Raw genomic sequence first — 13,932 nt, 5'->3', positions numbered from 1 at the left:
TTTAGATAACCTGCAATCTTAGAGTTCATCTGATGGAAGAACAAAGTCGACATATAACGCAAAATTTCCGATTCCAGAAGCTTTAATACCATCCAAGTCTAAATCATTTGTCGAATAGATCATGGAAGAAACCCCCATGTTGCTTAGTTCTATCGCCTTCTTATACTCACTCCCAAGCGAGCCAAGGTTATCACCCCGATACGTCACAGCCTTAATTTTATTTAAATCAATCCAATCAAGAATAAATGGTGTATTTAGATCTATATTTAATGCGACATTATTAAAACCTAAATCTATTGCTTCATTATATTTATCTATACTGAATACTTCGATAATAGATTTATCTTTATCTATTATATATTTTGAAAGCAAGGCAAGATTTTTTATTTTATCCGTAACTAACACCACGTCATTTTCATCTAGAATATCAATAGCTGTAGATATATTTAATGTTTTATATTTATCATAAATTATCTTTGATTCAAATTCTTTAGAACTAATAGACCCAGTATTATTAGAATTTGTCATTTCGTGAAAAGTCTTCCAATCATGAACAGCAACAATCCTTCCATCCGATGAGATAAGTAGATCTAACTCTACCATCTTGAATCCATGTTCAATTGATTGCTCCATCGCTTCTAAGGAGTTTGTATATTTTAATCCGTTGATTCCCCCACCGGCATGTGCGATCAAACCACCAGAATTACCGATAATATTAGGGATGTTATTATGTTCATTTGGGTATGCCTTTACATTGCCTCTCCATACATCAATGACTACACTCATCGAAGGGCCGATAACAAAAGCTACCCAAAAACATATGAGAACTAGACAAAATATTGATATTAAGACTCTGATTCCTTTAAGTATCATGACATTTTACCTGTTGAGAACTGGGGCTGATGATAATGTGTGGTTTACCCTGTCAATATTGAGTTTAAACATGTTATTTATAGCAACTATAATAGCATTTGTCGGTAATAGATTTGTATTTCTTCTTCTCACGGTAATAATGACTTTTGATTTCTACTTAAGATTAAACTCTCTAAGCTTAGACTTAGGTGTCTTAGGGTCGGTTTTAGAGTCTAATCGAGGTGAAGCTCTTGAACATATAAAAAGCATTAGCTCCATAACATATGTAAAGACAATTATATTTTCCATTCTACTTTTTTTATCATTTCACATTACCTTAGGAAAGGTTGGTAAGCCATTTACATTAATTATGTTGATATTATTTTCCAGCATATTAATCACCAAATTTTATAGCTTACATGATAATAAAAAGACGACATACCTCAATGAAGAATACTCAAAAACGATCCATCATGAAGTGTGGTTTAGTTTTTTAGGGTTAATTACAGTTATTAAACCTATTTCTTTATATTATGAACTGTCTCTTCTCGAAGGGGGAAAATCAGTAATCTCTTCAAAATGGGAGAATGTTCATACAAATAATGTATTAAAGGATATCTACATCGTAAATATTGGTGAATCTGTTATTAAAAATTACTTCCCATCGTATAACGAAGAGAATGGAAAGATAAAAGGAGCAGCCATATTTAATGGTGTTATTTCCCCATCCGTTGTTACATATTTCTCAGTCCCTCGAATATTATCAAAGAGCCTAGATGTAAACAGGCATGATAAAAACTTAAATGTGATAGATCTTGCTAATGATGCTGGAATGAAAACTTATTGGATATCAAATCAAGCTAAGATCGGGCAATACGAAACACAGGTATCCGCAATCGCGAGTAGGGCACATTACCAATATTATAAGAATACGTCTTATGATAAAGCTGAACCCGATAACATTCTCCTACCAGAAGTGATCAAGGTGATTCGTGAAGAAACTAAAAAACCGAAAGTCATTTTCATTCATACCATGGGGTCACACTATGACTTTTGTAAGAGATTTGATGGGGAGGTTTCACTAAAACCCTCAGATAACAAGTACCTAGTATGCTATTCAAAATCAGTGGCTTATGGCGTTGCTTTTATAGAAAAGCTTAAAGATCTACTCACAATGCATGATAAAACATATAAAATCATTTATTTTTCTGACCATGGCCTAACGTCTGTAAATGCCCCCCCATATTTGATTCACGGCACTGGATCACACTTTTCAAGGCAGGCAGTAGAAGTGCCGTTTGTAACAATGAGTGACGATACTCAAGAAACAAAAACACATTCGGTCAAATATAATTTGAGAGACTTTTCAGACACATTTGCGCAATGGATAGGAATAGATTCAGAACAGACAGAGCAACATAAAAGTATCTTCAATACCGAGTACATAGGAAAGGAGTATGACTCAGTGTTAACGAGTGAGTTTAAGGTAAGAAAAATCGACTAAGCGAACAACTGATACAGAAGATTCTGAATAGCATAAAGTTTACTTAGTAAGTAACCTTCTCCGCACATCAAGTTATCCCTTATTTAACACTTTGTAGGCAGATATCAGCTCAATTTTACTTATTCCAGAACTTCATTAACCTTGTTAGCAAACAGCCTAATGAGATGATTTAGGAAGCTCTGACAGTATCCGCGGGGGAATTAAGTGCGTGTGTAAATATTTGGATGATACATAATGATTTGAAACAGATAAGAAAAAAGCCCGCTGATTTCTCAGCGGGCTTTCTAATGGTGGTGGAGGGATAAGGATTTGAACCCTAGAAACTCCGATATTCATTCGTTAAATAACCTGATATCAATAACTTAATCATAACGCAGACTAAACTTGCTAATGATTGACTAACTAAATTGACTATAGTTAGCGATTCGTAAATCCGTCAAGTAACGCTTCTAAAATATCCTATATACGTTCACTTTAGACTAAAAATCACTCCCCCTCACAGGCTGCGTTTTCACTAACCAAAACCTGAGAAAATCCCCCCAAAACTCTCAACTATTCCATCAAGTTAATCAAAGCAATTCTCGATATTTTGTTTCTAGTCAGCAGTCTTCCCCATAGCTACTCCTGTACGTCATACAATCACATATAACCGCACATATAACCGCAAGCCAGCGTAACAAATGTCTGGACATAAATGAGCTACAGCTTCCCCTAAATTAGCAATTTCTAGATAACTAAAGGTATGGAAAGTCGCTTAACTTAGAGTCCTGTATCGATGATCAGCTCAAAAAATATTAGTCGAGATTCAAATGGAATATGGTTTATTCCTTCAATAAAACTAAAGCCAAATGAAGGGCAACAGACACATCTTTAATTTTAAAACAACCACTTAACTTCAAAAGCTCTCACCATCCACTCTTCAAGTCGATAATCAAATTTTCACCACCCGACTTGAGCTATTAAGTCCGTTCGATTTGTCATGAATAATTCCTCCACACCGAAATTCGACTCAAACCAATTAATTGGTGACTAAGGATATAACATGACTAACTACAAACACTCTCTCATTGCACTTGGAGTAATCTCAGCACTTACTCTGTCTCACTCAGTAACAGCAGCAGAAAATGAAGTGCATGATGCAGATCCTCGCAATACGGCTTGGCGTGGTGGTATCGCTTCTGATGATAACGGCGAGATCAAGCTTGTTGCTGGTGGAGGGTTCAATAACCTCTACGGAGGCGATGGTATAGAGACTCAAACGATCATGATTGGTGAATATTTCACGCAGTCAGAAGATTTCCGTTTTCGCTTAGCAAACTTCGACTCACGTTTTGGTGGTGTCTATGTCGATACTTATCTCACCGACACAGCAGACATGTACACAGTGGGCTACATGCTGCCATTGACCGCTACCAATGGTAAGACGATGTTCTTCCCGTCGGTCAATTATTCGTATGTCGACTTTGATACAGACCAAATCGCGCAAAACATCCAAGGAACCATTGTACCTAACTCCATGAGCGGATATTCAACTGGTACTGGTCAAACCGCTCTCAATAATGCCCTTATGAACATCAATGGTAGCGCAGTGAAAGACGTATTAGGTGGGGATGATGCGCATATGGCGTCGGTCAACTTATACGGTCTTCAGCCATGGAACGATACCTTCTACACCGTATTTCAAGCCTTTGGTGGTTCAAGCTATGGTGGTGTAGATATGGAAATGGTGGATTTGATGCTCTTACAAGGTACGCGAACCGAGGTTGGCGGCGCGATTTTCAACATCTACCTAGAAGCGAAATACACCAACATTAAGATGAACGACATCAACATGCCCCATAAAGACTACTTGCGTGGCGAGGAAACCAAGATCTCTGTCGGCTTCGACTGGCGTTTCTAACCAGCTCTTCCAGATGACACCAGAAAGGACTCTGGTTTCATAACACTTATTCCATTCTTACATTCGACTTAGCTTAATATGGGCACATGATGATTGACAATATTGACCTCAAAGCAATGAGAATGCTCATTGACCTAAACGAAACTCGCAACACTTATGTGACAGCCGAGCGACTAGACCTATCACAATCTGCCGTTGCTCGTATGCTGAGTAAGTGTCGTACCGCACTCAACGACCCAATTTTTGTTCGCGCATCTGGAAAGTTACAACCCACTAGTTTTGCCGAACACTTGCTATCTCGCTTACCCAATATCATCAGCGAAATTGATGATGCCATCAGTGCCAACCAAAAGTTCGAGCCAGTACAACTAAAAGGTAAGATTCAGATCTGCATCAATCGTCCAATCCAGTCACGATTTGGTCCCGAATTGTTTACACGTTTATCTGCCGAGGCACCAAATGCGACTTGGTACTTAAAGAGCTGGGAATCTACGGCCGTCGAGCAGATCTTAGATGGGCGAGTATTAATGGGAGTGAACTATTACAGTGACCATTTTCCAAAATCAATCATGCAAAAGATGGTTGCAAAGGATCAATTTGTCGTGTTGGCTTCAGAGAATCATCCACTTGCCCAGCTCGACAGCATCTCTATAGAAGCCGCATTAGAATATGGTTTTATTTCACTGACTTTGCCGGGCTGGGATGAAAAGAACACTCACCTAAATAGAGTATTCGGTCGCTCAGAACGCTCCCCTCTCATTCGCTTGCAAACCGATAGCTTACACTTGGCAATGCAAGTCGCTCGTACAAATAACATGCTCTTGCCCGCCTCTTTAAAAATGAACACGGGTTATACCGGTCTCGTTCCACTGAAACTAGACTTTAGTGGGGCACATATACCCAATGCGAATGTGGTGAGTAGTGTGGCGTATAAAAATGCGAATAAACCCGTAGTGAACTGGTTAAATGAGCTTTTAGCAAACCTAGTAAAAGATAAAAACCTATGAACATTTCCAACAAACTCGGGTTTGTGTATTCAGCGAAGCTTGGCAATAAAAAAGTCTGGGTCAAACGACGTGGTGAAGACAAAAGAGGGTGGTTAAATCGAGCAATTCATCACCTCTCTACTAAATTGGGAGTTCTAAAACATTGGCAATTGAGTTCCGCCTTATGCCCTCAGGCTCGCTTCCAACACGAACTCGCACACCACCAACATTTTCAAACCTTGGGGTTACCTGTCCCAAAAATTGTTTATCATACCCGTCACTTTTTCATTACCGAAGACCAAGGTATAAGAATTGACCGCTGTAATAAAGCGACTAACGCAACCCAACTTTCGCTTGCCTTTGATGCTTTAATTCAATTTCATCAAGCTGGTGTCGTTCATGGTCGCCCAAGTATGAGAGATATTGTGTACCACCCTACATCAGGAGTTCACTTGTTGGACTTAGAAGAAGCAAAAGTCAGCAAGTGCCCTAAATTGAAGGCTCGTGATGCATTCCTCTTAATATTAGATTCATACCGCTTGTATGGGGTATCTCAATCCACTCGTGTACACCTCTTACTGCGCTGGTTAAAAGTATCAGGGGCTTATTCTGCACAATACATGAACTCGATACTCACCTTGTTAAAACTGGGTTTATGGATCCCTGCGATAATAGTCAAGTTCCGCAACAATAGATTGTCAAAACAACTGCTACTTACCTTTAGGCTTCTTGAAAAAACAAAAGATCAATATCTGAAAAACAACACCCTTACCTCGTAATATCGGCTATTCCCAAACTTCACCAATAACTAAGTATGGTGTATGTCATCCAATCACTGAGTGACAACCGCTATGTTTCACTACAATCAAACCAACGACGCTAAGGACAGCTTCGGTAAAAAGATAAAGAATGGCTTCTTTACCATCACCAAGTTTATAGTCAAATCTTGCGTGATAATCGGTACTCTCATTGCAGCATCTGTCGGCTTATCCAAACTTGGGACCATTCATGGCAAGTCCTTACCTGAGAACTATTTCATTGATGGTCACCCGACGATATTAAAATTGCTCGATTCAGAGGTCTTTATGGGCTTCGTGTTTTTTGTCACAGTCGCCATCCTCGTTTATGTCTTATATCTGCTGTGGGAATTACACGAAATAGCAGTCCATAGAGCCGCCAAGATGTCGAGTGCACATACACAAATCGTTTTTGCACTCTCCTTATGTGGCCTGTTTATCGATAAAACATGGTGGGTGCTCGCCATCATCATTGCCTTTGCCCGCTGGGATATCCTCGCTGACGCGATTTCGGGCATCATCCGCAACGGTAATTCAACAACCAAGACTGCTAAGGAGTAACCCATGAAAGAGATCATGCTTCCCTACATCTTAATCTGTTGGATTTTAGTTAAAACAGGAATTGTTCGCTGGACACTGAAAAACGCGACAATCATTGTCGGCATTGGTGTATTACTCGCCTTTGCTCTATTTACCGCCCACAGGTTCTGGTCTCCTGCTGACCTCACCGACAGTACGACAGTCAAAGCGGCTCACGCAGTGTTAAGCCCATTGATCGGTCAGGAGGTTGAGCAAGTGTTTGTCGATCACAACCAGTTCGTAAATAAAGGCGACTTGATTTACACACTACGTTCGGTCGATACTGAATCGCAAATGAAAGGGCTAGAAGCTCAAAAACAAGCCGCACAAGCAGAAATATTAGCGCTCACACATCAGGTAAACAATGATAAGCGAACACTGCAACGCTTAACGCAACTGGGCGATTTTTCACAAGAATCTCAACGCGATGAAATTCGTACTCGAATTGATACCACCAACGCGAAAATGGCTTCTGCTCATGCTCAAATACTGAATATTGAAGCGCAAATCGCGACCGCAAAATGGCAGAATGAACGCCGTGAAGTGCGTGCGCCATTTGATGGTCAACTCTCTATTTCGAACATTGTTGACGGCACCCGTGTGGGCAACATGCATCTATACGATGTAAATAAGAAGTTTGTTGAAATGCGTATAGCTGATCAAACCTATAGCCGCATCAAGGTGGGGCAATTTGCGGAGTTTTACGTCAACGCCTACCCGGGTGAAATCTTCCGAGGCCGTGTCCATAGCCTGACGACCGGTACTGGTGAAGCAAGGGTTTCGGTAATGAACGGTTCACAGCACGTAAGGCAGCATGTCGGGAACAACATGAATGACCATGGCCGAACAGTCGTCATCGAGTTTGATGAACCAGAAGGCTATAACATTCCTATCGGAGCAACTGGTTCTGGTTGGATATCAGCGACCAAACCTCACCCAATGCTCGGCTTCATGGACATTATTGGCGGTGCGACCGTTCGACTCAAATCCTATAAAGCTTATCTTTCAGCTTTATAGTTCACAGAGAAGTCACAAAAAAGAGAGGCCTAAATTAGCCTCTCTTTTCGCACATGAACAACAAAACTGCCTCACTCTTGATTAAGAATAGGTGTGACTAAATCACACAGCCACTGTGTTTGAGGGGAATAACGACGCGATGACTTCATAATCAAAGCGACCTCAAGGCTCAAGTCCGGCTGGGTATTATCCATGACTTTCGAATATTGCAACGTATAGAATTCATCCATTAACTGCGACATTAGCTGATAGTTATCGACGAATACTTGAGGCTCAATCGTAGGATCAAGCTTATGAAAGTGATGTATTTGGTCGTTAACACCGGGAACGACAAATTTTACGTATTGTTTAGACTCAACGTTGCCAACAAATGCTCCAGAACCGCGGTGAAGACGTTTTTGATAGAAGCTCTGAGGCTTATCACTTAGCACGTGTAAGCCTAGATCGACTTCTCCTTGCAAGATCAAACTCTCACTGGTGTCTCCCCATGTACGAATATCAATGACGGCATTCGTCTGGCTTCTAATGGCTTGAATTATCGCTTTTCCTCTAGTCACTAAATAAGGCTCTGCAATATGCAGCGTGACCATTTCTAGTTGCCTAGGGTCAAACTTTTCGGGTTCTAATGCTTGGTTTAACTGCCCTAATGCAGCGCTGATCTTCGGCTCTATAGAAACAGCATAAGTCGTAGGGGTTAACCCTGTTGAGTCACGTAGAAATAGAGGATCACCCAGGTCTTCTCTCAACTTTGCTAGAACCTTAGAAACGTACGACTGAGAACGACCAATAGCCATCGCGGTGCGGCTCGTGGATTGTGTTTTCATCAGCGTTAGAAAAACATGCAGTGTATTTAAGTCATTCATAACAGGACCTCATGGATAAATCGTCGCAAAGTAAACGTAATATGCAATTAAGAGACCAAAACATAAGCACTCACACACGGTTGTTTACTCAGGTACAAAAAAGCGAGCTCCCTTGAGCTCGCATCACAGAAAACGCCCTATTGAGCAATAGGTAAGGAAGAAGTGACTTCTTTCTGGAAATCCAGAATTGAATCTAGACTCACTGGAAGGTAGTTACGGAACAGCGCGTTCCAGTTCTCAGATGTCTCAATATTATTGATTGCGTTGGCACCACAGTTGAAGCTCACTGTATATGAGCCATCCTCGTTCTGAGTCGCATCTGTAGAGTTCATGCGGAATGTGTCAGTAACGACCCAGCCATTCGCGTCATAAGCAGTCAGAGACCAAAATGCCGAACGATCATATTGGAGTTCAGGTGCGTCAAATGTCATTGTGGAGCACTTTGCTGCTCGGGAATTTTCATCACCTGGCATCACAACAAAGTAGAAGGCGTCTTGTGCTGGAAGCCCCGCCCAACCTGCCGTATTTGCCATGTGGTAATGTGGGTATTCGATATCTGCAAGGTCAGTAATAAAGCCTTTGTGGATAACAACCTCAGCTGGGGCACGACGAATGATGTCCGTTCTTAGCTTGTTGAAGCTTTCTACATCATATTGGACTGGTGATACGTAATCCGTTTTAGCTGAATTGGTCACCTTTACTTTATCTTGTCTTACGTTCACTTCTGCCATACCAGCGTCATCAAATGACTTAGGCTGGGTACGCATAAACAGGTAAACATGACTGCCTTTCGTCAGCTGATCAGCATCAATAGTCATGACTTCACCAGGGTAAGCAACGCCCAGTGTCACGTGGTTTTCATCAAAAACTTGTACTGACTGATACAGTTCACCATCAGGCATGCTTATTGTCACACCTTCAGACGCATCAAATACACCGTAAGAGTAGATAGCATCGAAGTTTGAACGGATGATGGTTTGGTTATTCAGGTCGATACCGGCACGCTCGTGACGGAACTCATTACCGCCATACAAAGCAATTTCTTCGGAAAAGTATTTTGCCGTTTCAGCTTGAATTAGGTTATCTAGCGTGACTTCAACGCCACCTTTTTCAGAGAAAGATGTGTTGCTAGGCAGAGCAACACCATTTTGTCCTACACCGCCATCAGCGATAGCACCAAAAGACATTGCAGCGATGGCCACGGATAACATTGTTTTTTTCATAGTTGTTCCTCGTTGGGCTACCTCCTTGTAGCCAGGATAATTGACTTAATTGTTCTGTGGTAAATATAACGAGTGCGTCTTAATGGAAGTAGATTGAGCGAGCTATGCTGCTTATAAGCACTGTTTATGTAGATGTAAGATCTGACTATTCGCGACTAAATATGTTAAGGCGAGATGGAATGACTGCATTTATCTCTCATTACGAGATGATTAGATTTAATTGCCACAGAGCAACAATAAATCACTGCTCTGTGGCTTAACGCTTACTTCATTGGCCAGTTTAGAACATAGGTTCTAGTAGAACTTTACCCGTCGCCCCTGATGGTGGAGCAATACCTAAGATTGCTGATAGGGTTGGCGCGATATCATAAGGTGTCACTTCCTGATAAATCTTATGACCTTTAATACCGCTTCCAGCAAAAATAACCGGCACATGAGTATCATATCGCCATGGCGAGCCATGAACGGAAGCAACAGAGAGGCTATCAAATTCATTGATGTATACGCCTGGGTTAAACACTAAATAGAGGTCGCCAGAGCGAGACGGGTAGTAATTGTTTTCAACGAGTGCCGCTATTCGTGTGTTAGGTAGGCGACCGGTTTCAATCGCGTTTGCTGTAAAGGCAAATTCAATGCCTTCGATCTTATTGAGCTCCTGAGATAGAAACTGTTGCACCTCTGATAGATCCAGCTTGTGCTGTTGTATTACCTTATGATCGAGATAAAAGTTCGGGTTTTCGAACGCTTCAAAAAGCTCCTCTCCGACTCCGAAGCGCGTTTTTGCTTTATCAAAGATGCCACTTTTTTCAAGCGTATTCGCACCGAAGTAATGCCCTTCGGTAGAACCATGATTAGTAATGTAGCTCGGGCTATCCGGCGCACCATGGTCAGCAGACAATACAATCACGGTGTTTTCTAGCCCAATATAACTATCGACATAGCTAAACAGATCCGCGAAAGTGCGATCCAAACGCAACAGAGTATCTTCAGCCTCAAGACTAGAGGGGCCATTCGCGTGAATCACGTAGTCGGTTGCAGAGAAACTCACAGAAAGATAATCCGTAAACTCACCTTTACCAAGTTGCTCTTTATTAATTAGTGACTTAGCAAAGCCCGCTACAATATCGTCTGCGGCAGGGCTCAAGCTCAGCATGGTCGTAAAATAGGGAAAACTTGCCGGTCCAAAAGGATACGGAAAGCTGCGTTGGAAAGTCGCAATCTCTGTTTTGAAACTCACATCACCTTCTTGAGCAAACAAATATTCCTCACGAGGTTTCAGTAGTTCCCAGCGTTGATTGCTGTACTGCTGAATAAAGTCCTGCTTGTTCCAATCGGTTACCCAATCAGGATAACTATCGTAATAGTAATCACTCGTCACAAAGCCGCCCGTACTCTTGGAGAACCAGAAGGCTTTTCCAAGTTCACCAGCCAGTGGCACAGCGCCGCGATCTTTGAATGATACGGCGAAAGAGCGTGACTGCCCGTTAGAGGCTTTGACTAATTCATCACTAAAAGTCGACGATTTAATGTTCACCGGAGAGCGACCGCTACTCACTGCCACCGCTTGTGTGTCATCGATTTCTACTGCTGCTTGAGTTTCAATATCAGCGGAAAGCTCGCTACGTTCAACATCTTCAATATTGTAAACCTTGCGCTCCATTTGACGGTCGAACCAAACATTCCCCACCATGCCATTAACGGAAGGTGGCGCTCCGGTCGCCAGTGCTGCGTGCCCAACAATAGTTTCAGTGTTGGCGTGTTGATAATGGGCATTGGCATAGTGAAGCCCGTGATCGAGTAAATAGTTAAATCCACCTTCACCCATATTATCTCGATACCGTTCAGGTAAGTCGCCACGCAATGCATCAACGGTGATTTGTAAAATGAGTTTCGGCTGAGTGGGTTCATTGGCTAATAAGACGGGCGCGACACTGAATGCAGCGAGCCCAAGAACTAATGGATGGTACGTGCTCATAAAAAGATCCTACAGATATTTATATTGGTACGTTGTTGATAGTGACTACAAAAAATGAGAAGCAACAACGGCTTCTCATTTCAGGAATCTCTTGTCTTATGATTTAACTGACATAATTCGTATAGCCATCAAGAGACACCTAGAATTGGTAGTTAAATTCGATACGGTGATCACCATCTTCGAAATCAACCTCTTCATTCCAGTTCGCAAAGTAGCGAACATTGAGGCGTGGGTTGATTTGGTATGACGCTGCAAACTCGTGAGTCATGATTGAGTCATCACCATAGAACGCACCATTTTTGTAGGTATCTGAGCCGCTGATTGTGCCCATGTACATCGGGTTATAGTTCAACCAGATCTTGTCGGTAATTTCTATTTTTGCGTACATGCCCGCGACATAAAATGTGCCATGCATGTCATAACGGTCATGCAGTTCATCGGCATCAGAGCGAGACTTATCAGTTAGAGGCTCACCTGCAGCAATACCTGCTCCTGCTAGAGGATATAAGTTCACAGGGCCAAACTTTGGCAACGCTTGAATGAAGCTATACGATGCAGAACCTTGGTTAGTATCGAAGTTATAGTTCACGTCAACTTGAGCACCTCGCCCATTGGTTAGATCAACCGTGAAGTTACGAAAACGTACCGAGTCTATTGAATCATCGACACTGCCGAACTTAGCTTTATCGTTATCACGGAAGCCAATGGCATCACCTGCGATCCCTTTAATCTCCAATACGTTCATACCCATAGTGGTGTCTGAACCCGTATCGTAAGTTTGACCAAACTTTAAGTTCAGTCCTTTATCGCTGTAGCCTGCACCGGCCTGAGTGTAAACAGCCAGTGGGTCACTCATGTCTTGGACAGAGTCTTCTGCTTTTGCGACAGAAGGAACACAAATTAGAGCTGCAACAATGCCTACCGCTAATGTGCGCGGCACAAATGTATCTAAGTCAATTTTCATGGATGAATCCTTGGTTAGACGCGCATGTTTATACGCGTATTACTGCAATTGAAAATGCTCATCCATGAGCGAAACGATCACTTTTAATCAAGTAACTTAAGTAACGATAAGAGTGTTAGATTTTTAGTGGCTGGATTTCTGGCATGTTAGCTTCCCAGTCTTGAACGTCAGCTACATCTGGTAGGTACACTCGTAGTGTGAAGCCCCAGTTATCAGCAGGAGTTGCCGCGTAGTTTACGCCAGTTTTTTCAGCGTATTCACCACACTGCTCGCCACCGAATACCACGGTGAATGTACCGTCTTCGTTAGTCGTTAGGCCTTGGTTCGTTGATACGATATTGTTCTCATTGGTCATTAAGAACTTATCTTCACCGTAAACAGTGATAGAGTAATAACCTCGTGGGTCCACTGACTTAGGGGCGCGGTATGTCGCTGTGTAGCACTCACCGCCTTTAACGCCTTCTTTAGCGTATACTGGGTACATTGCTGTATCGTGTGGAGATAGACCCCAAGCCCCAGCGTTTGCGTATGTTAGACCTTCCCAGTTAGTTACGTCAGAGATGTCCCACTCGATGTGCTTGTCTTGAGCAACAGATAAGTGGTTATTGTACCCTTCCATCAATGCTGCACGTACTTTGAACATGCGGTCTAGGTCAGGAGCTTCGAAACCTTCACCGTCACCACCACCAACGATTTCGATTTGATCTTGAAGAACACGTAGGCGAGCCATATCTTCTTCAGTACCGTCAGTAGCTAGACGGATACCGATTGCTACGAAACGAGTATCGAACATGTCTGGAGTGAAGTGGTAAGTTCCTGCTTCAACTTCGTACACTGGGATTGTGTGGTTTGAAGTTTGAATGTGTAGAGACTGGAACTTATCACCGTTTGAAGGAACAGTTACAGAAAATGGCTTGGAAGTATCGACACCACCTACAGAGTACAGGTGATCAAGCGCAGGTGTTACAACCCATGTGTCACCAACTTGGTTAAGCTGACGGAAGTTGTGTACGTTGTTCCAGCCTGCTTTGAAGTTGTTAACAAAGTTATTGATGAAGAAACGAGCTTCTTGGTGAACAAATTCTTGAGCCATCATACCGTGATCTTCAGGATTAACAGCCCAACCAGAAGAATCAATAGCGCTCATAAGCTCAATCGACTCAGCTGAGTAAAACTCAGAGTTCGCTTCATAAGCTGGAGTAGATGCAACAGCACCGAAAGAGGTAGCAGCAACTAACGTCGCTAAGATGGTCTTTTTCATTACAGTTTCCT

At 42.2% G+C, this 13,932-nt stretch carries 12 protein-coding genes; 6 read left to right on the top strand and 6 right to left on the bottom strand.

Annotation, left to right across the window (positions count from 1 at the left end; all coding sequences use genetic code 11):
- Positions 1 to 18: 18 nt before the first annotated feature.
- Positions 19 to 873: a glycerophosphodiester phosphodiesterase family protein gene (locus OCU90_RS25995; protein WP_061023129.1), complete on the bottom strand. Its 855-nt coding sequence runs from the start codon at positions 871 to 873 to the stop codon at positions 19 to 21.
- 70 nt (positions 874 to 943) lie between these two features.
- Between OCU90_RS25995 and OCU90_RS25990 the strand changes: the two genes are divergently transcribed.
- The 6 genes from OCU90_RS25990 to OCU90_RS25965 all read left to right on the top strand — a co-directional run bounded on the left by OCU90_RS25990 (position 944) and on the right by OCU90_RS25965 (position 7,635).
- The gene (locus OCU90_RS25990) at positions 944 to 2,356 is read left to right on the top strand and encodes a sulfatase-like hydrolase/transferase (RefSeq protein WP_061023417.1); all 1,413 of its coding nucleotides are present in this window, start codon (positions 944 to 946) and stop codon (positions 2,354 to 2,356) included.
- Between the two features lie 1,042 nt (positions 2,357 to 3,398).
- Positions 3,399 to 4,256: a hypothetical protein gene (locus tag OCU90_RS25985; protein ID WP_061023127.1), complete on the top strand. Its 858-nt coding sequence runs from the start codon at positions 3,399 to 3,401 to the stop codon at positions 4,254 to 4,256.
- A gap of 86 nt (positions 4,257 to 4,342) precedes the next feature.
- Entirely contained in the window at positions 4,343 to 5,263 is a 921-nt protein-coding gene (locus tag OCU90_RS25980) for a LysR family transcriptional regulator (RefSeq protein ID WP_081089976.1), read from the top strand.
- Entirely contained in the window at positions 5,260 to 6,021 is a 762-nt protein-coding gene (locus OCU90_RS25975; protein ID WP_061023122.1) for a BUD32 family EKC/KEOPS complex subunit, read from the top strand. The genes OCU90_RS25980 and OCU90_RS25975 overlap by 4 nt, the downstream gene beginning before the upstream one ends.
- A gap of 72 nt (positions 6,022 to 6,093) precedes the next feature.
- Entirely contained in the window at positions 6,094 to 6,600 is a 507-nt protein-coding gene (locus OCU90_RS25970; protein ID WP_240513395.1) for a magnesium transporter, read from the top strand.
- A 3-nt stretch (positions 6,601 to 6,603) separates the two neighbouring features.
- Positions 6,604 to 7,635 (top strand): HlyD family secretion protein, encoded by a 1,032-nt coding sequence (locus OCU90_RS25965; protein WP_061023120.1) that lies wholly within the window; start codon positions 6,604 to 6,606, stop codon positions 7,633 to 7,635.
- A gap of 71 nt (positions 7,636 to 7,706) precedes the next feature.
- Here the strand turns inward: OCU90_RS25965 and OCU90_RS25960 are convergent, their stop codons facing one another.
- The 5 genes from OCU90_RS25960 to OCU90_RS25940 all read right to left on the bottom strand — a co-directional run bounded on the left by OCU90_RS25960 (position 7,707) and on the right by OCU90_RS25940 (position 13,921).
- Positions 7,707 to 8,498, bottom strand: a complete 792-nt coding sequence (locus tag OCU90_RS25960; RefSeq protein ID WP_061023119.1) for a LysR family transcriptional regulator — start codon at positions 8,496 to 8,498, stop codon at positions 7,707 to 7,709.
- A 137-nt stretch (positions 8,499 to 8,635) separates the two neighbouring features.
- Positions 8,636 to 9,721 (bottom strand): DUF1254 domain-containing protein, encoded by a 1,086-nt coding sequence (locus tag OCU90_RS25955; RefSeq protein ID WP_061023117.1) that lies wholly within the window; start codon positions 9,719 to 9,721, stop codon positions 8,636 to 8,638.
- Between the two features lie 280 nt (positions 9,722 to 10,001).
- Positions 10,002 to 11,696 (bottom strand): alkaline phosphatase family protein, encoded by a 1,695-nt coding sequence (locus OCU90_RS25950; protein WP_061023115.1) that lies wholly within the window; start codon positions 11,694 to 11,696, stop codon positions 10,002 to 10,004.
- Positions 11,697 to 11,835: 139 nt separating this feature from the next.
- A complete protein-coding gene (locus OCU90_RS25945; protein ID WP_061023113.1) occupies positions 11,836 to 12,660 on the bottom strand; it encodes a hypothetical protein in 825 nt (274 codons plus the stop codon).
- A gap of 115 nt (positions 12,661 to 12,775) precedes the next feature.
- Positions 12,776 to 13,921 carry a DUF1214 domain-containing protein gene (locus tag OCU90_RS25940; RefSeq protein ID WP_061023111.1) on the bottom strand — a complete coding sequence of 382 codons (1,146 nt, stop codon included), beginning with the start codon at positions 13,919 to 13,921 and terminating at the stop codon, positions 12,776 to 12,778.
- Positions 13,922 to 13,932 lie beyond the last annotated feature (11 nt).

The sequence above is a fragment of the Vibrio splendidus genome, assembly GCF_024347615.1.
GTDB lineage: Bacteria > Pseudomonadota > Gammaproteobacteria > Enterobacterales > Vibrionaceae > Vibrio > Vibrio splendidus.
The sequence above is the reverse complement of the archived record's forward strand: the minus strand, read 5'-3'. Positions and strand labels throughout refer to the sequence as shown.

What these genes read in the sequence shown, in the direction of transcription:
- OCU90_RS25995 (WP_061023129.1), bottom strand. Translation starts at nt 873, where the DNA reads ATGATACTTAAAGGAATCAGAGTCTTAATATCAATATTTTGTCTAGTT.
- OCU90_RS25990 (WP_061023417.1), top strand. Translation starts at nt 944, where the DNA reads ATGTTATTTATAGCAACTATAATAGCATTTGTCGGTAATAGATTTGTA.
- OCU90_RS25985 (WP_061023127.1), top strand. Translation starts at nt 3,399, where the DNA reads ATGACTAACTACAAACACTCTCTCATTGCACTTGGAGTAATCTCAGCA.
- OCU90_RS25980 (WP_081089976.1), top strand. Translation starts at nt 4,343, where the DNA reads ATGATGATTGACAATATTGACCTCAAAGCAATGAGAATGCTCATTGAC.
- OCU90_RS25975 (WP_061023122.1), top strand. Translation starts at nt 5,260, where the DNA reads ATGAACATTTCCAACAAACTCGGGTTTGTGTATTCAGCGAAGCTTGGC.
- OCU90_RS25970 (WP_240513395.1), top strand. Translation starts at nt 6,094, where the DNA reads ATGTTTCACTACAATCAAACCAACGACGCTAAGGACAGCTTCGGTAAA.
- OCU90_RS25965 (WP_061023120.1), top strand. Translation starts at nt 6,604, where the DNA reads ATGAAAGAGATCATGCTTCCCTACATCTTAATCTGTTGGATTTTAGTT.
- OCU90_RS25960 (WP_061023119.1), bottom strand. Translation starts at nt 8,498, where the DNA reads ATGAATGACTTAAATACACTGCATGTTTTTCTAACGCTGATGAAAACA.
- OCU90_RS25955 (WP_061023117.1), bottom strand. Translation starts at nt 9,721, where the DNA reads ATGAAAAAAACAATGTTATCCGTGGCCATCGCTGCAATGTCTTTTGGT.
- OCU90_RS25950 (WP_061023115.1), bottom strand. Translation starts at nt 11,696, where the DNA reads ATGAGCACGTACCATCCATTAGTTCTTGGGCTCGCTGCATTCAGTGTC.
- OCU90_RS25945 (WP_061023113.1), bottom strand. Translation starts at nt 12,660, where the DNA reads ATGAAAATTGACTTAGATACATTTGTGCCGCGCACATTAGCGGTAGGC.
- OCU90_RS25940 (WP_061023111.1), bottom strand. Translation starts at nt 13,921, where the DNA reads ATGAAAAAGACCATCTTAGCGACGTTAGTTGCTGCTACCTCTTTCGGT.